The organism is Pandoraea apista, assembly GCF_001465595.2.
In the GTDB taxonomy this organism is placed as follows: domain Bacteria; phylum Pseudomonadota; class Gammaproteobacteria; order Burkholderiales; family Burkholderiaceae; genus Pandoraea; species Pandoraea apista.
Window position 1 is genome coordinate 2,584,536 of sequence record NZ_CP013481.2, and the last position, 24,798, is coordinate 2,609,333.

Consider the following 24,798-nt stretch of genomic DNA (forward strand, 5'->3'; position numbering starts at 1 on the left):
CCGAATATCGGATGAAAAATGTCGAGTCAAAAACGCCCGATGCGCCGGGGGCGCATCGGGCGTTCAGTGCAGTGTCCGGCCCGCTATCAACAGGCAACGGAACGGCGTCCTGCATCGTGACTTGCCACTCGCTGACGCGCTTACTCGCCTTCGACCAGACGGCGAGCTTCGGCAACATGGCCGCGATACGCTTCGAAAATCTTGCGCAGTGCGTCGTCCATCGAAGTGGTCGGTGCCCAGCCGAGTTCCTGCATGGTGTTCTCGATCTTCGGCACGCGGTTCTGCACGTCCTGATAGCCGTTGCCGTAGTAGGCGCCCGACGACGTTTCGACGAGCTGAACCTTCTTGGCGGTTTCGGCGTACTCGGGATACTCGGCGGCCAGCTTGAGCATCATGTTGGCCAGTTCGCGCACCGAGAAATTGTTCTTCGGGTTGCCAATGTTGTAGATCTTGCCGCTGGCAACGTTGTTCTTGTTGTCGATGATACGCACCAGGGCGTCGATACCATCGTCAATGTCGGTAAAGGCTCGCTTCTGGTTGCCGCCATCGACCAGGCTGATGTTTTCGCCGCGGGCAATGTGGCCGAGGAACTGCGTGACCACGCGCGACGAACCTTCCTTCGGCGTGTAGATCGAGTCGAGCCCGGCGCCGATCCAGTTGAACGGGCGGAACAGCGAGAAATTCAGGCCTTCCTGCATGCCGTAGCCCCAGATCACACGATCCATGAGCTGCTTCGAGCAGGCGTAGATCCAGCGCGGCTTGTTGATCGGGCCGTAGATCAGCGGCGAGTTTTCCGGGTCGAATTCGCCGTCGGTGCACATACCGTAGACCTCGGAAGTCGACGGGAACACCAGGTGCTTGCCGTACTTCACGGCCGAGCGCACGATCGGCAGGTTCGCCTCGAAGTCGAGTTCGAACACGCGCAGCGGCGCCTTCACGTAAGTCGCCGGTGTGGCGATGGCGACCAGCGGCAGGATCACGTCACACTTGCGGATGTGGTACTCGACCCATTCCTTGTTGATCGTGATGTCGCCTTCGAAGAAGTGCATGCGCTCGTGGTTGACCAGATCGCCCAAGCGATCCGTGAGCATGTCCATGCCATAAACTTCCCAGTCGGTCGTCTCCAGGATGCGTTTCGACAGATGGTGGCCGATGAACCCGTTGACACCGAGAATCAGGACTTTTTTCATATTGCGGTCAGTGATTGAGCTGGGAAAACTGTTCCGGCGTGACAGGCTTGCCGTCCAGCATTAGTTCATGAATGACGACGGCGTTTGCGTCGCCGCAAACGCCAAGGAGCGCATTATCCACTACTTGCAGTCCGCAGGGCAAACCGGCGGGAACCGGCGAGCGCGACAGACGGGCGCGTGTGACGACCCAGCGGCGGTTCGCCGCGTCGGTAAATGCGCCGGGGTAGGGCGGCGCAACTGCGCGAATCAGGTTATAGACGTCCTTGGCAGGCTGCGACCAGTCGATCCGGCCGTCTTCCGGCTTGCGTCCGCCGAAATAGCTGCCCGAGCCCAGATCGTTGGTGTGACGCGGGGCCGTGCCTGCGATGAGGCCCGGCAGGCAGCGCCAGAGCGTTTGCTCGGCGGCGACCGTCACTTTCTCGAACACCTCGCCAGCCGTGTCGTCCGGCAGGATCGGCACGGCCGTCTGATCGATGATGGCCCCGGCGTCGGGCTTGGCGGCCATTTCGTGCAGCGTGGCGCCCGTTTCCGTTTCACCCTTTAAAACCGCCCAATTGACCGGCACGCGGCCACGATACTTCGGCAGCAGCGAGCCGTGCATGTTGAATGCACCTCGCGGCGCGATGTCGAGTACCGCCACGGGAATCATGTGGCGGTAGTAGAACGAGAAGATGAAATCCGGCGCGACGGCACGGATTTGCTCGGCAAGCGCGGGATCGGCTGGATCGTCAGGGGTGACGACCGGGATACCGTGCTCGGCGGCGACACGCGCAACGCTGCCGAACCAGATGTTTTCGTTCGGGTTGTCCTGATGCGTGACGACGAGTGCGACATCGACGCCGCGCGCCAGCAATACCTGCAGGCAGCGCACGCCAACGTTGTGATATGCGAAAACGACGGCCTTTGCGCTCATGACGCGTGCGATCCCAGTTCCGTTGCCCCGGTGGCCTGGCTGGTATTCGATGCACCGCCGGCGGCGCTCTCCGGGCGGCCGGACGGACGCTCTTCCAGCACTGCCTGCACCAGATAACGCGGGCGCTGGCGAACTTGCTGATAAATGCGGCCGATGTATTCGCCGAGCAGGCCCATGCCGAAAAGAATCACGCCCAGCAGGCAGAACGTAACGGCGAACAAGGTGAACACGCCCTGGACTTCCGAGCCGAACAGGAAGCGGCGGGCCATCAACACGACGAACAGCACGCCGGAGGCGGCGGACAGCGTGATGCCCACGCCCGAGAGCCATTGCAGCGGCACCACCGAGAAACCGGTGACGAGGTCGAAATTCAGACGAATCAGGCTGTAGAGCGAGTACTTCGATTCGCCTGCAAATCGCTCTTCGTGAGCGACATCCACTTCCGTCGGGTTTTGCGCGAACGTGTACGCCAGCGCCGGAATGAACGTGTTGATCTCACGGCATTGATTGACCGTATCGACGATGTGCCGGCTATAGCCGCGCAGCATGCAGCCCTGGTCGGTCATGCGGATGCGGGTGATACGCTCGCGCAGGCGATTCATGGCGCGCGAGGCGTGGCGACGGAACCATGTGTCCTGACGGTTCATGCGCACCGTACCCACGTAGTCGTGACCGGCGGCCAACTGCGCGACGAGCTTGCCGATTTCTTCGGGCGGATTCTGCAGATCGGCGTCGAGGGTGACGACCCATTCACCGCGCGTGTGCTCGAAGCCGGCCAGAATGGCCATGTGTTGCCCATAGTTGCCGTTGAACAGCACGACACGCGTTACCTCCGGCCGCGCCCGGTACTGCTCCGCGAGCAGTGCGGCCGACCGATCGCGGCTACCGTCGTTGACGAACACGACTTCGTAAGTCAGGCCCAATTGGTCGAGCGCCGGATATAGCCGGGCAAAGAGGGCGGCAAGTCCGGCCTCCTCGTTGTAAACCGGGATGACGACGGAGAGTTGTGGACAATTCATTTTTGATGATCAGCGCAAATGGCGTTAACGGCTTCGCAGACGCGGGCAACGTCGGCATCGCTCATCGCGGGGAAGAGCGGCAACGTCAGCAGCCTGCGGCCGAGGCGTTCCGTATGCGGGAACTGTCCCTCGTGGAAGCCGAGCGAACGATACATTGTAAACAGGTGAATGGCCGGGTAGTGCACGCCGCTGCCAATGCCCCGGGCCTTGAGCTTTTCCATGACGCCGGCGCGGTCGATCGTGAGGCGCTCCAGCGGCAACTCGACCTGGAACATGTGCCAGTTCGAATTTGTGAAGTCGGCGTGCGGCAAACCGAGGCCGAGCGCCACGGCAGGGCCGCCCGCGAACGTGTCGAAATACAGACGGGCCAGTTCGGTGCGGCGGCGGTTGAACGCTGCGAGATGCGGCATCTGGCCGAGGCCGACACGAGCGGCAACGTCGGTGAGGTTGTACTTGCCGCCCAGGACATCGACATCCATGCCGTCGAAACCGGTGCGGGTGACACCCTGCAGGCGGTACTTCTCGGCCAGACGCGCCTCGTCCTCATTGTTGAAGATGAGCGCACCGCCTTCAATGGAGGTGAGGTTCTTGTTGGCGTGAAAACTGAGCGAGACGAGATCGCCGATGGCGCCGATACGCTTGCCGCCCCAGGTCGATCCCATGGCTTGCGCGGCGTCTTCGATCACGCGCAGGTTGTGACGGCGCGCAATGTCGTACAACCGGTCCATATCGACCGGCAATCCGGCGAGATAGACGGGAATGATGGCGCGCGTCTTGGGCGTGATCGCTTTCTCGAGCAGATCGAGGTCGATATTGCGTGTGGCCGGATCGACGTCGACGAACACCGGTGTTGCACCGACTTCCAGAATCACGTTGGACGTGGCGACCCACGACAGCGGCGTGGTGATGACTTCGTCGCCGCCTTGCACGCCGGCGATGCGCAGGCCGATCTCGAGCGTAGCGGTTCCCGAGTTGAAGACGCGCACCGGACGGCCGCCGAAAAATTCGGACAGTGCCTTCTCAAAGGCCTGCACTTGCGGGCCCGAGGTGATCCAGCCGGAGCGCAGCACTTCGGTCACGCCGGCGATAGTGGCGTCGTCGATACTCGGCCGCGTGAACGGCAGGAATGGTTGATTCGATTGGGAGGTTGCCGAGTCGCTCATGATGTAAGACAAAGCCTCAGGTAAGCATTGGGGGAGTGCGTCAGCGCGTAATGCGGCGCTTGCACCGATTCCATCGGCCCGCTGCCTTAGCTGCGGGCAAGAATATAAACACCGACCAGAATGATGCCGATCGCGACAAGGCGCTGCATCGACAGCGTCTCGCCAAACAAGTACCAGGCGGCGAACGCGTTCACGACATAACCGAGCGAGAGCATCGGATAGGCGATCGAGACTTCAACACGCGAGAGCGCCAGAATCCATACAACCACGCTGATGGCATAGCAGACCAGCCCGCCCATAATCGGCAATTGCGTGGCGAGCTTGATGCCGATGGGCACTATATTGGCGCGGGTGAACTCTAGTGCGCCGATGGAGCCCGCGCCAGCTTTGAGCAACAACTGGGCGCAGGCATTGAGCAGCACGCCCGTGAGAATAAGGGAAAACGTAGCGAGATTCATGGAACGTTTGTGAACGTTTGTGAATAATTATGAACGTTGCGAATTAGCTGGCGCTTGGCTATGCCAGGCCTCCAGCCTCATATTGCTGTCGTCGCCGGCGCGAATCGCCGGAGATGCAGGGCTGACGATGGACAAGCGCGCTATTTTACGTTGTCTTCCGGCTGTGGTTTCGAGATGACGATGCGGCGGCTGTCACGCGCGATGATCCGCATTGGCAGATGTTGGGCTTCGAGCTGGCCGAATGTGCCCGGGTCGACCAGCGCGAGGGCCTTGGGGTCGGCCCGCCAGCGGGCGTAGAAATCGGTGAGCGTCGGCACCCATTTCTGGGGTTCCTGCTTCACGCCGAACTCCAGTTCGTCCGGGTGCTGCACCATGATCATCGTGTGGCCGAGGTAGTACGGCATGGTGTGGTCGAGCAGGTTCACGGAGTAGAACGGCACGTTCGGCCCGAGGCGCTGCATCTCCGCCTTGACGGCTGGCACAAGCAGCACGCCCGAGCTTTGGCGGCCGAACACTTCATGGCCCATGCCGCCGACGGTCACGAGCAGCAGCATCGCACCGGCAAAGGTGAGCAGGGCGCGGCGCGCACTGTGTCTCGCCAGCCGCCACGCCACGAGCGTTCCCGCCAGTCCGGTACCGATCGCGAAGTACAGCCAGATCTGGAAGGCTTTGTATAACTCATTCGGGTTGCGTACGCTGCCCGCACGGCCCACGAAGATGGCTACCATGACGAGCGCGGCGATCAGGAAAATCGCGTAACCCGCCATGTGCAGACGCACCGTTTCGCGGCGTAACTGTGCGAGATACAGGCCAAAGAGCAGTGCCATGGCCGGTGCGATGGGCAGCAGATAGGAAATCAGCTTCGAGTGCGACGCACTGAAGAAGGCAAAGATGAACAGCGCCCACACCCAGAGCATGAGTGCCGGAGCAAAGCCGTTGGGCTGACGTGGCATGCGCAGCGTGGCGCGCACGGTGCCCGGCAACACCGACAGCCAGGGCAGGAAACCGACAATGAACACGGGCACGAAGTACCACGGCGCGCCATCGCGATTGTGGCCTTCCATTGCAAATCGGCGGAAGTGCTCGTTGATGAAAAAGAAATCGAAGAATTCTGGGTTGTGGACTTGTACCAGCACGAACCACGGTGCCGCAATCGCGAAGAAGACGATCAGTCCGCTGCCGAGGTATAGACGCCGCCACAAGGCCCAGTCGCGTGCGACGAACGTGTAGATCACGAGCACGCCGCCCGGCAACACAATGCCGACCAGCCCCTTGCTCAGGACGGCAAGCGCCATGGCTGCCCAGCATAGCCACATCCAGCCGCGCACGTCGGGGCGCGCGAGGCCCGGCCGCTGGGCCAGCAGCAGCGCGCACAACGAGAGCCCCATGAAAAACGACAAGCCCATATCGAGCACGTTGAAGTGCCCGAGCAGCGACCACAGGGGGGCGCAGGCCAGCGCTGCGGCGGCGAACAGGCCGACGCGCGCATTGAATACCCGGCGGCCGGTGTAGCCGACCATCAGCACACCCGCGAAACCGGTAAGCGCCGTCCACAACCGGGCTTGCCATTCGCCCAGTCCGAATGCGGCAAACGTGAGCGCATTCATCCAGGTTTGCAGCGGCGGTTTTTCGAAATACTTGTACCCGTTGTAACGCGGCGTAATCCAGTCGCCCGTGACCCACATCTCGCGCGCCATTTCCGCGTACCGGCCTTCATCGCTCGCAATCAGGTGGCGGTAGTCGAGAACGCCGAACCAGACGAGCGCGAACGCCACGAGAAGCAGCCAGAAAGCGGTGGGGGACAGCGGGTAGGAAGACGGCGGCGAGTGCGATGCGGTGGGCGTGGACAACGGCGGCGGAGCAAGCGGTTCGGCGGCCATCGGGCCGGAGGCGAGCGGGCGGCGGCTCACTCAGCCGCCTCGGTCTCGATGAGCACGGCGAGCACGACACGGCGCCCTTCGCTCATCAGGATGTTGTAAGTGCGGCAGGCCGCCTGGGTATCCATGGAGTCCACGCCGATGCGGGTGCTGGTGAGCGTGCTGGTCAGCCGGGGATGGGCAAATCGCAAACGGGCGCCGCTGCCGAAGATGACGACTTCAGGGTCGAGCGCGCGCAGATTTTCGAAATGAGACGGCTCGAGTGCATCGAAGCGCGACACCGGCCAGGCCTGGATCTCGCCCTCTGGTGCAATGATCACGCTTTGCTCGTGACGAACCTTGTTCACCTCGACGTAGCCGGGGCCGTAGCCGGTGACAGTGTTCAATGCTTGCAACGGGTCTTGATGCAGTTTCACTTTCGAAAGATTCCCTACCCAGGGGGTTACCCAATGGTTATCCAGTGGTCAACGAGCGTCGGCGGGTCGCGCAACGGCCGCGCATCTTGCCTCGCATGGCGCAAACCGTCAATGATGCATTGCCGAACTCTGTCATAATTGGCTAAATTATAGCTTTTTGCCGTACGCAGCACGGCAAAACCGTTGCAGTGCGGCATTTGCCACGCCGAAACCGGGGGAACGCGGTGTCATGTGCGCTTCGCACAAGCCGCCGGACCGCCAATTCGCCGTGCGTCCCGCCTGCTGCCGGTCCGTACGGACCCTGCGCCGCCCGCCAAGACCACAACCGCCGTGAAACCGATCCTTAAATCGCAGAAATTGCAGAATGTCTGCTACGACATTCGTGGGCCCGTGCTCGAACATGCCAAGCGCATGGAAGACGAAGGTCATCGCATCATCAAGCTGAACATCGGCAATCTGGCGCCGTTCGGCTTCGAGCCGCCCGACGAGATCGTGCAGGACATGATCCGCAATCTGCCGAATTCGGCCGGTTACTCGGATTCGCGGGGCGTGTTCGCGGCGCGCAAGGCGATCATGCACTACTGCCAGCAAAAGCGCATCAAAGACGTACAGCTCGACGACATCTACCTCGGCAACGGGGCTTCGGAGCTGATCGTGATGGCCATGCAGGCATTGCTCAACGACGGCGACGAAGTGCTCGTGCCGGCCCCCGACTACCCGCTCTGGACGGCTGCCGTCAGCCTGTCGGGCGGCACGCCGGTCCATTACATCTGCGATGAACAGGCCGACTGGCAACCCGATCTGGCGGACATCCGCAAGAAGATCACGCCGAACACGCGCGCCATCGTCATCATCAACCCGAATAACCCGACCGGTGCGCTGTACTCGGACGAACTCCTCAAGGATATCGTTGCGCTCGCCCGCGAGCACAAGCTCATCATTTACGCCGACGAGATCTACGACAAGATCGTCTACGACGGCGAAGTGCACACCTCGATCGGCTCGCTCTCCGAAGACGTGCTCACCATTACGTTCAACGGCCTGTCCAAGAGCTATCGCGCGTGCGGTTACCGCGCGGGCTGGATGGTGGTGTCGGGCGATAAGCGTCCGGCGCGCGACTATATCGAAGGGCTGAATATTCTGGCCTCGATGCGTCTGTGCCCGAACGTGCCGGGCCAGTACGCCATTCAGACGGCGCTGGGCGGCTACCAGAGCATCAAGGACCTGATCGTGCCGGGCGGACGCCTGTACGAGCAGCGCGAGATCGCCCACCGCATGCTCACCGACATTCCCGGTGTGACCTGCGTGAAGCCCAAGGCGGCGCTGTATCTGTTCCCGCGTCTCGATCCGGCGGTATACCCCATTGCCAACGATCAGGAGTTCATCCTCCAGTTGCTGCTTGAAGAGAAGGTCCTGCTGGTGCAGGGCAGCGGCTTCAACTGGATGCACCCCGACCATTTCCGCGTAGTGTTCCTGCCTCACGAGGGCGACCTGGAAGACGCCATCAGTCGCATTGCCCGCTTCCTGGACGGTTATCGCCGTCGCCACGGCAAGTGATGCGCGCCAACCGATTTCGACTTTTGAGTAAAACTGCATGAAACCGATCAAATTGGGCCTGCTGGGCCTCGGCACGGTGGGCTTCGGTGCCTTCCAGGTACTGGCTCGCAATCAGGAAGAAATTCAACGTCGTGCCGGACGGGGTATCGAGATTACGAAGGTCGCGGTGCGCAATGTCGAACGCGCCCGCGGTCTCGTGGGCGACGCCGCCATCGTGACGGGCGATCCGTTCGAGGTGGTCAACGATCCCGACATCGACGTGGTGGTCGAGACCATCGGCGGCTACGACCTCACCAAGGAACTGGTGCTCAAGGCGATCGAGAACGGCAAGCATGTGGTCACGGCCAACAAGGCGTTGCTGGCCGTCTACGGCAACGAGATCTTCGCCGCCGCACGCAAGGCCAACGTGATGGTCGCGTTCGAAGCGGCTGTCGCCGGTGGTATCCCCATCATCAAGGCGCTGCGTGAAGGCCTGACGGCCAATCGTATTCAGTGGATTGCCGGCATCATCAACGGCACCACGAACTTCATTCTCTCGGAGATGCGCGACAAGGGCATCGACTTCGACGTGGCGCTTGCCGACGCGCAGCGTCTGGGCTACGCCGAAGCCGACCCGACGTTCGACATCGAAGGGGTCGACGCCGCGCACAAGCTCACGCTCATGAGTGCGATCGCGTTCGGCGTGCCGGTGCAGTTCGACCGTGCTTATATCGAAGGCATCACCAAGCTGTCGGCGCTCGACATCAAGTATGCGGAAGAGTTGGGTTACCGCATCAAGCTGCTGGGTATCACGCGTCATGTGGAAGCGGGTATCGAACTGCGTGTGCACCCGACGCTGATTCCGGCCAAGCGCCTCATCGCCAACGTGGAAGGCGCCATGAACGCCGTGCTGGTGCAGGGCGACGCTGTGGGCGCCACGTTGTATTACGGCAAGGGCGCGGGCGCCGAGCCGACCGCGTCGGCCGTGGTGGCCGATATCGTCGACGTGACGCGTCTGCAAACGGCCGATCCGGAGCATCGCGTGCCGCATCTGGCCTTCCAGCACGATGCGCTGTCGAACACGCCGGTGCTGCCGATCGACGAAGTCACCACGAGCTACTACCTGCGTCTGCGCGTGGTCGACCGTGCGGGCGTGATGGCGGCGCTTACGCGCATCCTCGCCGATCTGGATATCTCCATCGACGCCTTGCTGCAAAAGGAATCGCGCGAGGGCGAGCACCAAACCGACATCATCCTCCTGACGCACGAGACCCAGGAGAAGCACATCAATTCGGCCATCGCGAAGATCGAGGCCATGGAAACGGTGCTCTCGAAGGTCACCCGCATCCGTATGGAGGCCTTGAGCTGAGCGCTCCGGCGCTCGCTTCTGGCCACACGAACCGATACGACAGGACACGATCCTCATGAAATACATCTCCACGCGCGGCGCGGGCCTGAGTTCGGGCGAGCCGCAATCGTTCTCCAGCATTCTGCTCGGCGGTCTGGCGCCGGATGGCGGCTTGTATCTGCCCACGGAATACCCGCAGGTGACGGCCGACGAGTTGCGTGCCTGGCGTCAGTTGTCGTATGCCGATCTGGCTGCCAGCGTGCTGGCCAAGTTCGCGGGCGACATTCCTGCCGAAATTCTGGCCGACCTGACCAAGCGCACGTACACCGCCGAGGTGTATCGCAACGTGCGCCCGGGTGAGGACGCCGCCGAGATTACGCCGCTGTTGCCGCTGGGTGTCGAGAAGGACACGCAGCTCTCGCTGCTGGCGCTCTCGAACGGCCCGACGCTCGCGTTCAAGGACATGGCCATGCAGTTGCTGGGCAACCTGTTCGAGTACGCACTGGCGCAGCACGGCGACGCGCTCAACATTCTCGGCGCGACGTCCGGCGACACGGGCAGCGCGGCGGAGTACGCCATGCGGGGCAAGGAAGGCATTCGTGTGTTCATGCTCTCGCCTGCGGGCAAGATGAGCGCGTTCCAGACAGCCCAGATGTACAGCCTGCAAGACCCGAACATCTTCAACCTCGCGGTCGAAGGTGTGTTCGACGACGCGCAGGACATCGTCAAGGCGGTCTCGAACGATCACGCCTATAAGGCCCGTTACAAGATCGGCACGGTGAACTCGATCAACTGGGCGCGTGTCGTGGCGCAGGTCGTGTACTACTTCAAGGGCTACTTCGCGGCCACGGGCGGCAAGTCCGGGCAGGACGGCGAAGTGTCGTTCACGGTGCCGTCGGGCAATTTCGGCAACGTTTGCGCGGGCCATATCGCCCGCATGATGGGCTTGCCGATTCGCAAGCTGGTTGTGGCGACGAACGAAAACGATGTGCTCGACGAGTTCTTCCGCACCGGCCGTTACCGTGTGCGCAAGTCCGCCGAAACGTTCCATACGAGCAGCCCGAGCATGGACATCTCGAAGGCATCGAATTTCGAGCGATTCCTGTTCGATTTGCTCGGCCGCGACGCGAAGGCGACGGCCGATCTGCTCTCGAAGGTCGAGCGCGAAGGCGGCTTCGATCTGTCGGGTACCGAGGCTTTCGCCCGCGTACGGCAGTTCGGCTTCGTTTCGGGCCGCAGCACGCACGCCGATCGTGTGACGACGATTCAAGACGTGGCCAAACGCTACGACGTGGTCATCGACACGCACACGGCCGACGGCGTGAAGGTGGCTCGTGAAGCCCTCGAATCCGGTGTGCCGATGGTGGTGCTCGAGACCGCGCAGCCGGCGAAGTTCGCCGAGACGATCCGCGAGGCATTGCATCGCGAGCCGCCGCGCCCGGCCGGATTCGAGCAGCTTGAATCGCTACCGCAACGCTTCGAGACCGTGCCTAACGACGTGGCACGGGTGAAGGCCTATATTGCAGAGCACACCGGCCTTTAAGCCGGCGATTGCGCTGATCCCTGACTCTCGGGCCATCGTCATGCTGAGTACACAAGAAGCCCTCGACGCCGTGCTGGCGGCTGCCCGCCCGCTCGGTCGGCGGGAGACGGTCGACACGCTTGCGGCCAACGGCCGCGTGCTGGCGGCCGACGTGATCGCCACGCTCGACGTGCCGCCCATGGACACCAGTGCCATGGACGGGTACGCCGTGCGAGTCGCCGACCTGCGGGGCGCCGAGACGGTGTTGCCGGTCTCGCAACGCATTCCGGCGGGGCACGCGCCCGAACCGCTCGCCAGCGGCACTGCGGCGCGCATTTTCACGGGCGCGCCGGTGCCGCAAGGGGCCGACGCCGTCGTCATGCAAGAGCAGTGCGAGGTTCGCGACGACGGCTCGGTCGTGATTCGTCACGCGCCGGCCGAAGGCGAATTCGTCAATCGGCAGGGCGCGGATATTCGCCGCGATAGCGTGGTGCTCGCCGCAGGCACGAGGCTGGGCGCGCCTGCGCTGGGGTTGGCGGCGTCTGTCGGGATTGCAAAGCTGGAAGTCTCGCGCCGCCTGCGGGTGGCCGTGTTCTTTACCGGTGACGAGCTGACGATGCCCGGCGAGACGCTGCGTGCGGGCAGTATCTACAACTCGAACCGCTTCGTGCTGCGCAGCCTGTTGGAGAACCTGGGCTGCGAGATGACCGATTACGGTATCGTGCCGGACAATCTGGCCGCCACGCGTGCGATTCTGCGCGACGCCGCGCGTGCCAACGACCTGATCATCACGTCCGGCGGTGTGTCGGTGGGCGAGGAAGATCACGTCAAACCTGCGGTGGAGGCCGAGGGTCGCCTCAATCTGTGGCAGATCGCGCTCAAGCCGGGCAAGCCACTGGCTTATGGCGAAGTCAATCGTGCAGGCGGCGAGACTGCGCATTTCCTCGGCTTGCCGGGTAATCCGGTGTCGAGCTTCGTGACTTTCCTGCTGTTCGTGCGCCCGTTCATCCTGCGCTTGCAAGGGGTGGCGGACGTGACGCCGCGCCGCATCGCCATGCGTGCCGATTTCACGCAGACGAAGGCCGATCGTCGTAATGAATTCGTGCGGGCGCGGATCAATGCGCACGGCGGCCTTGACGCCTTTCCCAACCAGAGTTCGGCGGTACTCACGTCGACCGTCTGGGGCGACGGCCTCATCGACAACCCGCCGGGCCATCGCATCGAAGCCGGGCAGACGGTGGCGTTCCTGCCGTTCTCCGACCTCCTATATTGAGAGAGACCCGTCGCGCATGCGACGGGGCAGCCAGACTATGCAAATCGATCTTCGCTTTTTCGCCAGCGTCCGTGAGGCGCTCAATGTCGCTGAGGAGCGCGTCGAGGTTCCGGCCGGGATTGCTACGGTGGGAGACGTGCGGCAGTGGTTGTGCGGCCGTGGCCCGGTGTGGGCGGAGACGCTTGGCGAGCAGCGCTCGCTGCGCATGGCGCTGAATCACACGATGGTGCCGGCTGCCACGCGCCTGACCGAGGGCTGCGAAGTCGCGTTCTTCCCGCCCGTGACCGGCGGCTGAGTCGCGTCGCCTCGCCAACCCATAGCGAAACCCAGTACAGGAGAGCTCGCCCCATGCCGATTCGCGTACAGACGGAGGATTTCGACCTGTCGGAGGAAATTCGGCAACTACGTGCAGGCGATCTGCGTGTGGGGGCGGTGGCGACCTTCGTTGGCACGGTGCGCGATCTGAACGACGGCAACGATGTCTCGCGCATGACGCTGGAGCACTATCCGGGCATGACGGAAAAGGCGCTGGAGGCGATCGTCGTGCAAGCCCGCGAGCGGTGGCGCCTGTTCGACGCGTTGGTGATTCATCGTTACGGCGAGCTGGGGCCGGGCGATCAGATCGTGTTGGTGGCCGTTACGTCGGCGCATCGGGGCGACGCCTTCGCTGCCTGCGAGTTCATCATGGATTATCTGAAGACCGAGGCGCCTTTCTGGAAGAAGGAATCCACCTCGCAGGGCGAACGCTGGGTCGACGCACGCGAGACCGATACCGCGGCGCGGGAACGCTGGACGACCGGGCGTCAGTCTGGCTCATCAGAAAATCGCTGATTTTTCGTTATTTCAGATTAACGTCGGCAATTGTCTTAAATATTCGCTCATCGTGACGGCTCGCTCATTCGTGGGGGCGCGCCGGTCGTGCCCGCTTCACACTGTCGAGTAGTGCCTTCTGCGCCGGCGGCAGCGTGTACTCCCATCCGAACAGGTTCAACTGAAGGCTTTCCGCGATACGGATCGCCGGCTCCGCAAACGCGAAGGCGGCTCGCGGGTCGAACAGCTTGTCCAGCGTATCGAAGAAGAGGGCGAGCCAGCGGCTGAAGTGCTCGCCGCTCAGATGGCCGAAGGGTTGATGTGCCTGCGTCACATTGCCGCGGTAACGTTTCGCGCCGAGCACAATACTGCACCAGAACCCCACCATTTTTTCCAGATGCAGGTCCCAGCGGCCTTCGAGTGCTTGCCGGAATACCGGCCCGAGCATGTCGTCGTCGCGAATCCGTCCGTAGAAGGTGTGAACGAGCAGGCGCACGGCGTCTTCGTCAATCTCGGCGAGACGCGGTTCGGGCCATTCGCCCGGTGTTTGGCAGGAGGCTTCAGGGGACATTGCGACGGACAGACGAGGATCGCGCGTGGGTCATTTGCCGGTTCCCGGCGCCAGGATGACGCATGGTGCGGCGCGCTGAAAGTGGCTATTATGAGCTTCAAACCCGGGCGTGTCCTGCGGTTGTTTCACGCCGCCGAACGCTCCCCCCGCAAGCTCTGATGCCGGCCACCTCCGGTATCGCGCGAAATGTCAAATGTCGCGCTGTAATGCCCCTTGAAACCACAGGGGATTGTCCGCACATCCGATCCAGAATGATTTCTTACCGGAGCACTAGATGCGACAAGACAAATTCACCACGCAATTCCTGGAAGCGCTGGCTGATGCCCAAAGCATGGCGGTCGGTCGCGATCAGCAATACATTGAGCCGCTGCACCTTCTCGCCGCGCTGATCGCACAACCCGAGGGCGCTGCGCGCTCGTTGCTGCAACGCGCTGGCGTACAGGTTCAGCCGCTGGCGCACGACATCGAGACGGCTATCGCCAAGCTGCCGCAGGTTCAGGGCACCGACGGCAACGTGCAGGTCAGCCGCGAACTCGCGGGCTTGCTCAATCAGGCCGACAAGGAAGCGCAGAAGCATGGCGACAGCTATATCGCCAGCGAAATGTTCCTGCTGGCGCTCGCCGACGACAAGGGCGACACGGGCAAGCTCGCCCGCGCCCGTGGCCTGACGCGCAAGTCGCTGGAAGCCGCCATCGAAGGCGTGCGCGGCGGCCAATCCGTCGATAGCCAGGATGCCGAAGGCCAACGCGAAGCCCTCAAGAAATACACGCTCGATCTGACCGAACGCGCTGCCCAGGGCAAGCTCGATCCGGTGATCGGCCGCGACGACGAAATTCGTCGCACGATCCAGATCCTGCAACGCCGTACGAAGAATAATCCCGTGCTTATCGGCGAGCCGGGCGTGGGCAAGACCGCCATTGTGGAGGGTCTGGCTCAGCGGATCGTTAATGGCGAAGTGCCGGAGTCGCTCAAGAACAAGCGTGTGCTCGCGCTCGACATGGCGGGGCTGCTCGCCGGTGCGAAATTCCGCGGCGAGTTCGAAGAGCGCCTGAAGAGCGTACTCAACGATATCGCCAAGGACGAAGGCCGCACGATCCTGTTCATCGACGAGATTCACACGATGGTTGGTGCAGGCAAGGCCGAAGGCGCAATGGACGCCGGCAACATGCTCAAGCCCGCGCTCGCGCGTGGCGAACTGCATTGCATTGGCGCCACCACGCTCGACGAATACCGCAAGTACATCGAGAAGGATGCCGCACTGGAGCGCCGTTTCCAGAAGGTGCTCGTCGAAGAGCCGAGCGTCGAGGCGACCATCGCGATTCTGCGTGGCTTGCAGGAAAAGTACGAACTGCACCACGGCGTGGAGATCACCGACCCGGCGATCGTGGCTGCGGCTGAACTCAGCCAGCGCTACATCACCGATCGTTTCCTGCCGGACAAGGCCATCGACCTGATCGATGAGGCGGCGTCGAAGATCAAGATGGAAATCGACTCGAAGCCGGAAGTGATGGACAAGCTCGATCGACGCCTGATCCAGTTGAAGATCGAGCGCGAGGCCGTCAAGAAGGAAACCGATGAAGCGTCGCAGAAGCGTCTGGCGTTGATCGAGGAAGAGATTTCGCGTCTGGAGCGCGAGTACGCCGACCTCGAAGAAGTCTGGACGGCCGAGAAGGCCGCCGTGCAGGGAAGCGCGCAGGTCAAGGAAGAAATCGACCGGGTGCGCGCCGAGATCACGAAGCTGCAACGCGAGGGCAAGCTCGACAAGGTGGCCGAGCTGCAATACGGCAAGCTGCCGCAACTCGAAGCGCAGTTGAAAGATGCCGATGCGGCGGAAGCGGCGGGCCAGCAGGCGCATCCGCGTTTGTTGCGCACACAGGTGGGTACGGAAGAAATTGCCGAAGTCATTTCGCGAGCCACGGGTATCCCGGTCTCGAAGATGATGCAGGGCGAGCGCGAAAAGCTGCTCAACATGGAAGCCAAGCTGCACGAGCGCGTGGTGGGGCAGGACGAGGCGATCACCGCTGTGGCCGACGCCATTCGCCGTTCGCGTGCGGGCCTTTCGGACCCGAACCGTCCGTATGGGTCGTTCCTGTTCCTCGGGCCGACCGGTGTGGGCAAGACGGAGCTTTGCAAGGCGCTGGCGATGTTCCTGTTCGATTCGGAGGATCACCTCATCCGTATCGACATGAGCGAGTTCATGGAGAAGCACAGCGTGGCGCGTCTGATCGGTGCGCCTCCGGGCTACGTCGGCTACGAAGAAGGTGGCTACCTGACGGAAGCCGTCCGTCGCAAGCCGTATAGCGTGATCTTGCTCGACGAGGTCGAGAAGGCGCATCCGGACGTATTCAACGTGCTGTTGCAAGTGCTTGACGATGGGCGGATGACCGACGGCCAGGGCCGTACCGTGGACTTCAAGAACACGGTGATCGTGATGACGTCGAACCTCGGGTCGTCGATGATTCAGTCGATGGTCGGTGAGCCGCAAGACCGGATCAAGGACGCCGTGTGGACGGAGATCAAGGATCACTTCCGTCCGGAGTTCCTGAACCGGATCGACGAAGTCGTGGTGTTCCACGGGCTCGACCAGAAGCACATCGAGTCGATTGCCTCGATCCAGATCGAGATTCTGCGTCAACGTTTGGCGAAGCTCGACATGGCGCTCGAAGTCAGCAAGGCGGCGCTCATGCACGTGGCGCGCGAGGGCTTCGACCCGGTGTTCGGGGCACGGCCGCTCAAGCGTGCGATCCAGCAGGAGATCGAGAACCCGGTCGCCAAGCTGGTGCTGGCAGGCAAGTTCGGGCCGAAGGATACGATCCCGGTCGACTGGCGCAACGGGCGCTTTACCTTTGAGGGCGAGAGCGCTCAGCAGGTGAGCAGCGAGACTGAAGCGGCCGCCGGCTAAGCCAGAGCGCAATTCGTGAGATCGACCCCGCGTTCCGAGAGGAGCGCGGGGTTTTTTGTTAATTTTCTGCGGGTGACATACCGCATCGTCGTGTCACAATCGTCGGCGAAAATGCGCGGCCGCAGCGCGTCGCCTTGCGGTGCCCGCCGTGGTGCGGGGGGTGTGTGTCACTTGCCATTTGACGCTCACCGCTCACCGCTCGCGCCGGTGGACTGCCGTTGGCGGCCTACCGGCGCCATTCGTCGCAAGACCGCTGCGCGCATTGCGAGAGGTTCTTATCGTAGCGCCATGATTCAGCGTGAACGAGGAAGTCATGGCGACGATTGTGGAAATGCATTTGGCTGCGGCAGTCGCGGCCGTGCTGTTGGGGGCCGCTATTCTGTTCATGCGGCGCGGCACCCCACGGCACCGGTGGACCGGCCGTTTGTGGGTCGTGGCGATGGCCGTGGCGGCGGCAACGAGCTTCGGTATCCGTGAGCTTGGCGCGGGCCGTTTGTCATGGCTGCATGCGCTTTCGGCGTATGTGCTGGTGGGGCTCGTGCTGGCGGTGGTGGCGATCCGTCGGGGTGACGTGAGTACCCATCGGCGGCAAATGCTGGGCCTCTACGCCGGACTGGTCATTGCAGGGGTGGCTGCAATATTGGTGCCGGGGCGGGCGCTCAATGGCGTGTTGGCGCGCTTGTGGCACCATGGGGCAACGGTGGTGTCCGACGCTCAGGCCGCCCCGGTTGGCATGACCGCCATGACTGGCGCGAAAGGCGACGATCTGCCGGGCGCGCAAAACGGCAGGAGCGATAGAAACGGTGTGAGTGGCAGCGACAGAAGCCATCGCGATAAGCAAGCAGGGGCACTAAAACAAACGCAACGGGCGCCGACAGCCGAGCCGGGCTCGCTCGCCGTGACAGGCAGGGCAGGCGCATGAAACGCACGTCGACAATGAGACAACCGCAATCCGTGGAGACTGTACACGCGGGCCCCGTCAAAGTGACGCGCGGCCTGTGGAAGGTGTTTTTCCGCGAACTCGTGGGCATCGTGCTTTTCAACACCGTCATCGCCCTGATTCTCTTTTTTATCGGATTCGGCGGCACGTTCTTCCAGAACTTCGTTTTCAGCCAGTGCATCGGTATCTCCATCACGGTGTTTATCGACGGCGGGCGGCGTGCGATCTGGCGTGACGGCGCACCGTCGATGGTGCCGTTCCTGCTGCTCGTGGCGTTTGGCTGCGCAGCCGGACTCGCGTTGGGAATTGCCCTCGGTACGGCGCTGCTGGGACTCCCGATTTCGATGTGGCAACCGTTGAACGGACACTCGTTGCCCATCGCGCTGCTCATCGCCTTGCTTGCCACATGCGTCGGCACGTATCACGGCTGGTCTCGCGCACGGTTGTCGCAACTGCGCGAAGCCACTGCACAGCAGGCGTTGCGCGAGGCGGCGGCGGAAAAGGCCCTTGTCCATGCGCAATTGCAAACGCTGCAAGCCCAACTCGAGCCGCACTTCCTATTCAACGTACTCGCCAATCTGGACTCGCTTATTGCGAGCGATCCGGTGCGCGCGCGCACATTGCTCGGGCATCTCAACCGGTTCTTGCGCGCATCGCTCGCGGCCACGCGCGCAGACGTGACCACGGTGGCCGACGAATTTGCGCTGCTCGAAGCCTTGATGTCGATCCAGCAAGTGCGCTTTGGCGAGCGGCTGCGTTACACATTCGATCTGCCCGAAGATTGCCGCGCCTTGCAGGTGCCACCGATGCTCGTGCAACCGCTCGTCGAGAATGCCGTGAAGCATGGTGTCGAGCCGCTCGCCGGTGGCGCTTCGGTGGATGTCAGCGCGCGGCGCGAGCGCACGGCGGATGGTGCGTGGCAACTCGTGCTGCGCGTGGCAGACGATGGGGCCGGCTTTCGTGACGTGGCGCGAGGCAACCCGCACGAGCATCTCGGTGGTGTTGGCCTGACGAATATTCGAGAGCGCCTGCGGGTGCTCTATGGCGACACCGCGCGCCTCACGCTCAGCGAAGGCGTGCCGCGAGGTGTCGTTGCAACATTGCGCTTGCCTGTGGCGTTGTCCGGGCCGCAAATGTCGCCAACGGCATAGGTTTCTAGTCCCAGAGAGTGGAGTGCATGACATCCCCCGTCGCCCTGATTGCCGAAGACGAACCGTTGCTTGCCGATGCGCTGCGCACCATGCTTGCGCAAACGTGGCCCGCGTTGCACATACTGCCCGTGGCGCCAGACGGCACGTCGGCGATTGCCGCCATCGCGCAGGCACAGCCGGATGTCGTATTTCTCGACATTTCCATGCCCGGTGCGACCGGGCTAGAGGTCGCGCGGGCGTGCGCAAGGCTGGTCCGGCCACCGCAGATCGTGTTCGTGACGGCATTCGACCGCTTCGCGCTCGATGCCTTCGATGCGGCTGCCGTCGACTATCTGCTCAAACCGGTGGAACCCGATCGTCTGGCCCGAACGGTGGCGCGCGTGCGTGAACGCCTGGCGGCGCCCGACGACGGCGCGCTATCGCAACTGGTCGAGACCTTGCGCACACATCTGGAGGCAGCAGGAGCAGCGCCGGATCGGCAAGGGGCGGCATTGGCGCCGGGTACCTCGCCGGCCACTGAGTCCCGGGAGTATCTACGCTTCGTTCGGGCGTCGGTGCGCGACGAGATTCGTATCGTTCCCGTCGAGGATGTGTGCTTTTTCGAGGCCGCCGACAAGTACGTCGTGGTAGCAACGACGGACGGCGATCTGCTGATCCGCACCAGTCTGCGCGAATTGATGCCGCAACTCGATCCGTCGCGCTTTTGGCAGGTGCACCGCAGTACGGTGGTCAACGTGGCCGAAGTCGTAAGTGCGCAGCACACGCCGTTGGGCCGTCTCACGCTCAAGCTCAGGCGTCGCAAGGATCGCGTGGCGGTCAGCCGGCAGTACGCCCATCTGTTCCGGCAGATGTAGTGTCGGGGGCGGTGGCAAAGAACTCGCTGGGCGTGCGTCCGAAAGTGCGCTTGAACATTGCGGAGAACGCACTCTGGCTTCGGTAGCCCAATTCGCGGGCAATGCGGGCGAGGGGGTATCCCTTCGACGCGAGCGGAATCGCCTGCGCCAGTACTACCTGCTGACGCCACTGCACGAAACTCATGTTGAGTTCCTGCCGGAACAATCGCCCGATGGTGCGCGGGCTGGCGCCTGCGTAACGGGCCCACTGATCGAGTGTCCAGGCACGCGCAGGGTCGGCCAGCATCGCGTTGCATAGCGTCAGCAGCCGCTTGTCTCGCGGCAGTGGTACCTCAAGCGGGAGCGGGGACGCGCGCCGCAATTCGTCGAGAATCAGACCGCCCAGCAATTGCTCCCGAGGGGCGTCGAGTGTGTCTTCCGGCACGTCGATGGCCGCGATTAACTCGCGCAGCAACGCCGACACCTCCACGACTCGACAGTGATCCAGACCGGCAGGAATCACCTCCGGGTGGACGTAAAGCGTGCGCAGGTATGAGGGCTCGTTGACTTGCAGGCTGTGCATGACATTCGGTGGAATCCAGATCGCCCGCGATGGCGGTACGATCCATGCGGCATCGGCGACCGCAATCTGGATCACCCCCCGAGGGGTGTACGCGACCTGAGCCCAGGCGTGCAAATGATCCGGTACGCGAATACCGTCGCCTAACGGCCGCGCGCGTAGCCGCACGGGGCGCTCCCGCGTCGGCATGTAGCCCGGTGGCAGGAAATAGGGCTCGGGCTCGACCGGCGACCCGGCATCGGTCTCGGGTTTCAGTGGCAAGGTGCCCAATGAACCAGATGGCACGGGCAGGGAACTGGGCATGGCGTGATCGCGACAATTCGAGATTCATAAGTGTAAATCAGCCGCGCCGGGGCCGCAGTATCGGCAGATGGCTGAATACGGAACGAACCGCACCGGGTCACAGCTTTCCGGCTGGCAATGGCGCTATGATCACTGACAGTACGCGAAGGCCGTAGCTGTGCAGACGGCCGGCGCATTTCTCCTCCATTCTCAGGCGTTGGCTTGGCCCCAACGTTCGCCATTTCCGATCTGGATGTTTGTGATGACAACCGCAACGCGCGATCCGCACGACACCGATAACACCCACAGCGTCGGCGAAGCCCATGACACGCCTGACGAGGCGATCCACGTCTTTGTCTACGGCACCCTGCGTGCGGGAGAGATCAACGACATGATGCGTGCTGCGGCACGTCACGGCATTGCGTCGCCGAGTTATATCGGCACAACCTCGCTCGGCGGGCACCTCTACGATTTCGGGCACTATCCGGGCATGGTGATCGACGCGGCAGGTCATGGCGTGACCGGCGACATCTACCGGATTCCGGCAGCACTGATTCCTGTGCTGGACGAGATCGAAGCGGTTTATCCCGGTGAGGCCGGGTTGTTCGTGCGAGAGATGCACGACATTGCGTGCAACGGCTCGACATACGCGTGCATCGTTTATCCGGTGAGTGAGTCGGCGGTCGGTCAGCTTCCGCAGATTCCCGGTGGCGACTGGGTCGCTTATCGTCGCGAGCGCGACGCCGCTGCGGTGTGAGGCGGATCGTGAAGTGACGCCACAGCCTACCGATGCAAACCGTTTTGGCTATCGACCGAACTCACGGGTGTCGTGCGTACAAGATCGTAGGTCCGCAGGCAGCGCGATAACTCACCCGCCACATGGGCTTCAAGGGCGTCGGTTGATTCGAAGCACGGGTCGCGCAACGTGAAGAAGTAGCGATGCGCGTCCGACATCTCCAACATATAGGGAAGTCACACGGAATCACGAGTTTCACGGCGGCGATCTGCTGCCGATGGTGGATGTCGAGCCACGCGACTTCGTAGTGATTCCAGAGGTCATAACCGCAAGGTGCTGCAAGGTGCCGCGATGTCCGATTATGACCAGCGTATCCGGCGCCGATGTGGGACGATTCGCGTACTCCTACGCTTTCAACGGCCACCTGCGCCGTCTCACTGACCATGCGCTCGTCCGACATTGCCCGTTTGCTGACGCTCTCCGCCATTTGGGGGGCGAGCTTTCTTTTTATGCGCATTATCGTGCCGGCGCTCGGCCCGCTTCCCACCGCTTTTCTGCGGGTCACCCTCGGTGCTGTCGGTCTGGCGGTCATCCTTCTGGTGTTGCGTGTGCGCTGGGAGTTCAAGGGGTTGCTGGGGGCGTCGATGGTGCTCGGCGTAATCAACTCCGGCATTCCGTTCGTGATGTACTGTCTGGCCGCCCGCGTATTGCCTGCCGGCTACTCCGCGATTCTCAATGCTACGACGCCTCTCATGGGCGTCGTCATCGGTGCATTGTTTTTCCACGACCGCCTGACGGGCGCCAAGGCGTTGGGCGTGTTACTCGGTCTGGCGGGGGTCGCCGTGCTGACGCAGACGGGACCTGTCACGATGTCGGGCCCGGTACTCATGGGGGCACTGGCGTGTCTCGTCGCCACGTCTTGCTACGGACTGGCGGGTTACCTCACGCGTCGCTGGATTACCGAGCGCGGTGGTCTCGACGCCAAGCTCGTCGCCTTCGGCAGTCAATTGGGCGCTGCGCTCGTGCTACTGCCGTTCTTCGGTTATGTATCGATGACGTCCGGTATTCCCGGGCCGGCCACCGGTGGTGTATGGGCCGCGATGGCGGCGCTCGGTTTCCTGTGCAGCGCTGTGGCCTATATGTTGTTCTTCCGCCTGATTGCGGATCTCGGCCCGCTGCGCTCGCTGACTGTGACCTTCCTTATTCCGCCGTTTGGCGTGCTGTGGGGCGCCCTGTTCCTGAATGAAGCGGTCACGATGGCTCACTTCTTCGGCGGTTGTTTCATCGCGCTTGCCGTATGGCTCGTGTGCAAGCCCCCCAAAGCCTTGCCGGCGGCGAGCCGCGCAACGTGACGATCGCATTGGGCTGAGTGCGTCGCCTGCAACGCTCTTCAATGAAAGCCGGTAACTGTTGTTACCGGCTTTTTTCATGATGTGGAATGTCTTTGCGGTGCGTAAAAATTTGCGCTGCTTGGCACAACACGTTGATTTCAGGAAGGGAAATATCGTTTCGTATTAAGAAATTGTTTTGTTATCTATTTGATTTTTATTGATAAAAAATATGCGACAAGGCGACAATTGGTTCTGTTGCATCGCATGAGAAATCCCTAAACTCTTATACAAGACCTGCCGATTTGGCGACGCCGACAGCGCTCAACCGCAGTCCCGGCGATGACAAGGCAGCAAAGAGTCACCCCTCTTTATTTGTATCGAGAAACCAGGAGAGATCATCATGACGACACGTCAAGAGCAAGTGAAGCAACTCGAGCAGGACTGGGCGAACAATCCGCGCTGGAAGGGTATCAAGCGTGGCTACTCGGCCGAAGACGTGGTGCGTCTGCGCGGTTCGATCCAGCCGGAACAAACGCTCGCCCGTCGCGGTGCCGAGCGCCTGTGGAGCATGATCAATGATGAGCCGTTCGTGAACGCGCTCGGCGCACTGACCGGCAACCAGGCGATGCAACAGGTCAAGGCCGGCCTCAAGGCCATTTATCTGTCGGGCTGGCAGGTCGCGGGCGACGCGAACCTCGCGGGTGAAATGTACCCCGACCAGTCGCTGTATCCGGCCAACTCGGTGCCGCAGGTCGTGCGCCGCATTAACAATACCTTCACGCGCGCCGATCAGATTCAATGGTCGGAAGGCAAGAACCCGGGCGATGAAGGCTATATCGATTACTTCGCCCCGATCGTGGCCGATGCCGAAGCCGGCTTCGGCGGCGTGCTCAACGCATTCGAACTGATGAAGGCCATGATCGAAGCGGGCGCAGGCGGTGTGCACTTCGAAGACCAGCTCGCCTCGGTCAAGAAGTGCGGCCACATGGGCGGCAAGGTGCTTGTGCCGACACGCGAAGCCGTGGCCAAGCTGGTTGCCGCGCGTCTGGCTGCCGACGTGCTCGGCGTGCCGACTGTGCTGATCGCGCGTACCGATGCCGAAGCGGCGGATCTGATTACCGCCGACGTCGATCCGATCGATCAGCCGTTCTGCACGGGCGAGCGCACTGTCGAGGGCTTCTACCGCACGCGCAATGGCCTGGATCAGGCGATCGCGCGCGGTCTGGCCTACGCACCGTACGCCGATCTGGTGTGGTGCGAGACCGGCAAGCCGGATCTCGAATTCGCCAAGCAGTTTGCCGAAGGCATTCACAAGCACTTCCCGGGCAAGATGCTTTCGTACAACTGCTCGCCGTCGTTCAACTGGAAGAAGAACCTCGACGACGCCACCATCGCCAAGTTCCAGAAGGAGCTCGGTGCCATGGGCTACAAGTTCCAGTTCATCACGCTGGCTGGCTTCCACAGCCTGAACTACTCGATGTTCAACCTGGCGCACGGTTACGCCCGCCGTCAGATGAGCGCCTTCGTGGAGTTGCAGGAAGCCGAATTCGCCGCTGCCGACAAGGGTTTCACGGCAGTCAAGCACCAGCGCGAGGTGGGCACGGGCTACTTCGATGCCGTTACGCAGACGATCGAGCGCGACGCATCGACCACGGCCCTGAAGGGTTCGACGGAGGACGAACAGTTCTTCGACGAAAAGAAGGCGCAGGTCAAGGTCGCCTGACAGGGCGAAGGGAGGGCGCGGTGCGCCCGCCCGCGGCGATGCGCGTGGGGGCACATCGTCGAGGGTGGCGTGTCGCTGCGTCATGACTGCGCGTCCGGCCTATCCGGCCGGGGGCTGCCCTGATTACGGTCCCGTCGTGGCCAGGGTGGCAATGCACGCCTGAACGAGAAAAGGCCCGTGAGCGTATCCCGCTCGCGGGCCTTTTTTCATGCAACGCCGGGTGG

22 protein-coding genes are annotated in these 24,798 nt (G+C 62.5%); 13 read left to right on the forward strand and 9 right to left on the reverse strand.

The window, feature by feature from the left end; genetic code table 11:
• Positions 1-140: 140 nt before the first annotated feature.
• From AT395_RS12050 to AT395_RS12080, 7 genes are all read right to left on the reverse strand, one after another.
• Positions 141-1,190, reverse strand: a complete 1,050-nt coding sequence (locus tag AT395_RS12050) for a bifunctional UDP-4-keto-pentose/UDP-xylose synthase (RefSeq protein WP_052765591.1) — start codon at positions 1,188-1,190, stop codon at positions 141-143.
• Positions 1,191-1,197: 7 nt separating this feature from the next.
• Complete coding sequence (locus tag AT395_RS12055; RefSeq protein WP_042115732.1) at positions 1,198-2,103, reverse strand: formyltransferase; 906 nt, start codon at positions 2,101-2,103, stop codon at positions 1,198-1,200.
• Positions 2,100-3,122, reverse strand: coding sequence for a glycosyltransferase (locus AT395_RS12060; RefSeq protein ID WP_042115733.1), 1,023 nt, complete (start codon positions 3,120-3,122; stop codon positions 2,100-2,102). The genes AT395_RS12055 and AT395_RS12060 overlap by 4 nt, the downstream gene beginning before the upstream one ends.
• Positions 3,119-4,285: a DegT/DnrJ/EryC1/StrS family aminotransferase gene (locus tag AT395_RS12065; RefSeq protein ID WP_042115734.1), complete on the reverse strand. Its 1,167-nt coding sequence runs from the start codon at positions 4,283-4,285 to the stop codon at positions 3,119-3,121. Before AT395_RS12065 ends, AT395_RS12060 begins: the two co-directional genes overlap by 4 nt.
• A gap of 86 nt (positions 4,286-4,371) precedes the next feature.
• Entirely contained in the window at positions 4,372-4,743 is a 372-nt protein-coding gene (locus AT395_RS12070; RefSeq protein WP_039372038.1) for an SMR family transporter, read from the reverse strand.
• A gap of 140 nt (positions 4,744-4,883) precedes the next feature.
• Positions 4,884-6,623, reverse strand: a complete 1,740-nt coding sequence (locus AT395_RS12075; protein ID WP_048629366.1) for a glycosyltransferase family 39 protein — start codon at positions 6,621-6,623, stop codon at positions 4,884-4,886.
• Between the two features lie 26 nt (positions 6,624-6,649).
• Positions 6,650-7,036 carry an Mth938-like domain-containing protein gene (locus AT395_RS12080; protein WP_042115736.1) on the reverse strand — a complete coding sequence of 129 codons (387 nt, stop codon included), beginning with the start codon at positions 7,034-7,036 and terminating at the stop codon, positions 6,650-6,652.
• A gap of 330 nt (positions 7,037-7,366) precedes the next feature.
• On the opposite strand from AT395_RS12080, the gene AT395_RS12085 reads away from it, so the two are divergent.
• From AT395_RS12085 to moaE, 6 genes are read left to right on the forward strand one after another with little or no spacing between them, the layout of a single operon-like run.
• Entirely contained in the window at positions 7,367-8,593 is a 1,227-nt protein-coding gene (locus tag AT395_RS12085) for a pyridoxal phosphate-dependent aminotransferase (protein WP_042118329.1), read from the forward strand.
• Between the two features lie 37 nt (positions 8,594-8,630).
• Positions 8,631-9,941, forward strand: a complete 1,311-nt coding sequence (locus tag AT395_RS12090; RefSeq protein WP_042115737.1) for a homoserine dehydrogenase — start codon at positions 8,631-8,633, stop codon at positions 9,939-9,941.
• 55 nt (positions 9,942-9,996) lie between these two features.
• Positions 9,997-11,463 (forward strand): threonine synthase, encoded by a 1,467-nt coding sequence (gene thrC, locus AT395_RS12095; RefSeq protein WP_048629326.1) that lies wholly within the window; start codon positions 9,997-9,999, stop codon positions 11,461-11,463.
• A gap of 40 nt (positions 11,464-11,503) precedes the next feature.
• A complete protein-coding gene (locus AT395_RS12100; protein WP_048629327.1) occupies positions 11,504-12,715 on the forward strand; it encodes a molybdopterin molybdotransferase MoeA in 1,212 nt (403 codons plus the stop codon).
• A 37-nt stretch (positions 12,716-12,752) separates the two neighbouring features.
• Positions 12,753-13,010 (forward strand): molybdopterin converting factor subunit 1, encoded by a 258-nt coding sequence (gene moaD, locus AT395_RS12105; RefSeq protein WP_042115740.1) that lies wholly within the window; start codon positions 12,753-12,755, stop codon positions 13,008-13,010.
• A 53-nt stretch (positions 13,011-13,063) separates the two neighbouring features.
• Positions 13,064-13,546, forward strand: a complete 483-nt coding sequence (gene moaE, locus AT395_RS12110) for a molybdopterin synthase catalytic subunit MoaE (RefSeq protein ID WP_048629328.1) — start codon at positions 13,064-13,066, stop codon at positions 13,544-13,546.
• Positions 13,547-13,610: 64 nt separating this feature from the next.
• Here the strand turns inward: moaE and AT395_RS12115 are convergent, their stop codons facing one another.
• Positions 13,611-14,096, reverse strand: coding sequence for a group III truncated hemoglobin (locus tag AT395_RS12115; RefSeq protein WP_042115742.1), 486 nt, complete (start codon positions 14,094-14,096; stop codon positions 13,611-13,613).
• Between the two features lie 274 nt (positions 14,097-14,370).
• On the opposite strand from AT395_RS12115, the gene clpB reads away from it, so the two are divergent.
• The 4 genes from clpB to AT395_RS12135 all read left to right on the forward strand — a co-directional run bounded on the left by clpB (position 14,371) and on the right by AT395_RS12135 (position 19,943).
• Positions 14,371-16,998 carry an ATP-dependent chaperone ClpB gene (gene clpB, locus AT395_RS12120; RefSeq protein ID WP_042115743.1) on the forward strand — a complete coding sequence of 876 codons (2,628 nt, stop codon included), beginning with the start codon at positions 14,371-14,373 and terminating at the stop codon, positions 16,996-16,998.
• A 313-nt stretch (positions 16,999-17,311) separates the two neighbouring features.
• The gene (locus AT395_RS12125) at positions 17,312-17,920 is read left to right on the forward strand and encodes a DUF2306 domain-containing protein (protein WP_048629329.1); all 609 of its coding nucleotides are present in this window, start codon (positions 17,312-17,314) and stop codon (positions 17,918-17,920) included.
• 32 nt (positions 17,921-17,952) lie between these two features.
• Positions 17,953-19,089 (forward strand): sensor histidine kinase, encoded by a 1,137-nt coding sequence (locus AT395_RS12130; protein WP_167370729.1) that lies wholly within the window; start codon positions 17,953-17,955, stop codon positions 19,087-19,089.
• A gap of 26 nt (positions 19,090-19,115) precedes the next feature.
• Complete coding sequence (locus AT395_RS12135) at positions 19,116-19,943, forward strand: LytR/AlgR family response regulator transcription factor (protein WP_048629331.1); 828 nt, start codon at positions 19,116-19,118, stop codon at positions 19,941-19,943.
• On the opposite strand, the gene AT395_RS12140 is transcribed toward AT395_RS12135, so the two are convergent.
• The gene (locus tag AT395_RS12140) at positions 19,906-20,805 is read right to left on the reverse strand and encodes an AraC family transcriptional regulator (protein WP_082117870.1); all 900 of its coding nucleotides are present in this window, start codon (positions 20,803-20,805) and stop codon (positions 19,906-19,908) included. The genes AT395_RS12135 and AT395_RS12140 overlap by 38 nt on opposite strands.
• 370 nt (positions 20,806-21,175) lie before the next feature.
• Between AT395_RS12140 and AT395_RS12145 the strand changes: the two genes are divergently transcribed.
• The 3 genes from AT395_RS12145 (at position 21,176) to aceA (ending at position 24,574) form a co-directional block, all read left to right on the forward strand.
• Positions 21,176-21,541, forward strand: a complete 366-nt coding sequence (locus AT395_RS12145; RefSeq protein WP_042118337.1) for a gamma-glutamylcyclotransferase family protein — start codon at positions 21,176-21,178, stop codon at positions 21,539-21,541.
• Between the two features lie 422 nt (positions 21,542-21,963).
• Positions 21,964-22,872, forward strand: coding sequence for a DMT family transporter (locus AT395_RS12155; RefSeq protein ID WP_048629332.1), 909 nt, complete (start codon positions 21,964-21,966; stop codon positions 22,870-22,872).
• A 379-nt stretch (positions 22,873-23,251) separates the two neighbouring features.
• Complete coding sequence (gene aceA / locus AT395_RS12160) at positions 23,252-24,574, forward strand: isocitrate lyase (protein ID WP_042115747.1); 1,323 nt, start codon at positions 23,252-23,254, stop codon at positions 24,572-24,574.
• Positions 24,575-24,798 lie beyond the last annotated feature (224 nt).

Excerpts from the sequence above, each read along its gene's own strand:
- AT395_RS12065 (WP_042115734.1), bottom strand. The coding sequence starts at position 4,285 with ATGAGCGACTCGGCAACCTCCCAATCGAATCAACCATTCCTGCCGTTC.
- AT395_RS12055 (WP_042115732.1), bottom strand. The coding sequence starts at position 2,103 with ATGAGCGCAAAGGCCGTCGTTTTCGCATATCACAACGTTGGCGTGCGC.
- AT395_RS12155 (WP_048629332.1), top strand. The coding sequence starts at position 21,964 with ATGCGCTCGTCCGACATTGCCCGTTTGCTGACGCTCTCCGCCATTTGG.
- AT395_RS12135 (WP_048629331.1), top strand. The coding sequence starts at position 19,116 with ATGACATCCCCCGTCGCCCTGATTGCCGAAGACGAACCGTTGCTTGCC.
- AT395_RS12070 (WP_039372038.1), bottom strand. The coding sequence starts at position 4,743 with ATGAATCTCGCTACGTTTTCCCTTATTCTCACGGGCGTGCTGCTCAAT.
- AT395_RS12140 (WP_082117870.1), bottom strand. The coding sequence starts at position 20,805 with ATGCCCAGTTCCCTGCCCGTGCCATCTGGTTCATTGGGCACCTTGCCA.
- AT395_RS12075 (WP_048629366.1), bottom strand. The coding sequence starts at position 6,623 with ATGGCCGCCGAACCGCTTGCTCCGCCGCCGTTGTCCACGCCCACCGCA.
- AT395_RS12060 (WP_042115733.1), bottom strand. The coding sequence starts at position 3,122 with ATGAATTGTCCACAACTCTCCGTCGTCATCCCGGTTTACAACGAGGAG.
- AT395_RS12100 (WP_048629327.1), top strand. The coding sequence starts at position 11,504 with ATGCTGAGTACACAAGAAGCCCTCGACGCCGTGCTGGCGGCTGCCCGC.
- thrC (WP_048629326.1), top strand. The coding sequence starts at position 9,997 with ATGAAATACATCTCCACGCGCGGCGCGGGCCTGAGTTCGGGCGAGCCG.
- moaE (WP_048629328.1), top strand. The coding sequence starts at position 13,064 with ATGCCGATTCGCGTACAGACGGAGGATTTCGACCTGTCGGAGGAAATT.
- AT395_RS12115 (WP_042115742.1), bottom strand. The coding sequence starts at position 14,096 with ATGTCCCCTGAAGCCTCCTGCCAAACACCGGGCGAATGGCCCGAACCG.
- clpB (WP_042115743.1), top strand. The coding sequence starts at position 14,371 with ATGCGACAAGACAAATTCACCACGCAATTCCTGGAAGCGCTGGCTGAT.
- AT395_RS12090 (WP_042115737.1), top strand. The coding sequence starts at position 8,631 with ATGAAACCGATCAAATTGGGCCTGCTGGGCCTCGGCACGGTGGGCTTC.
- aceA (WP_042115747.1), top strand. The coding sequence starts at position 23,252 with ATGACGACACGTCAAGAGCAAGTGAAGCAACTCGAGCAGGACTGGGCG.
- AT395_RS12145 (WP_042118337.1), top strand. The coding sequence starts at position 21,176 with ATGATGCGTGCTGCGGCACGTCACGGCATTGCGTCGCCGAGTTATATC.
- moaD (WP_042115740.1), top strand. The coding sequence starts at position 12,753 with ATGCAAATCGATCTTCGCTTTTTCGCCAGCGTCCGTGAGGCGCTCAAT.
- AT395_RS12125 (WP_048629329.1), top strand. The coding sequence starts at position 17,312 with ATGGCGACGATTGTGGAAATGCATTTGGCTGCGGCAGTCGCGGCCGTG.
- AT395_RS12050 (WP_052765591.1), bottom strand. The coding sequence starts at position 1,190 with ATGAAAAAAGTCCTGATTCTCGGTGTCAACGGGTTCATCGGCCACCAT.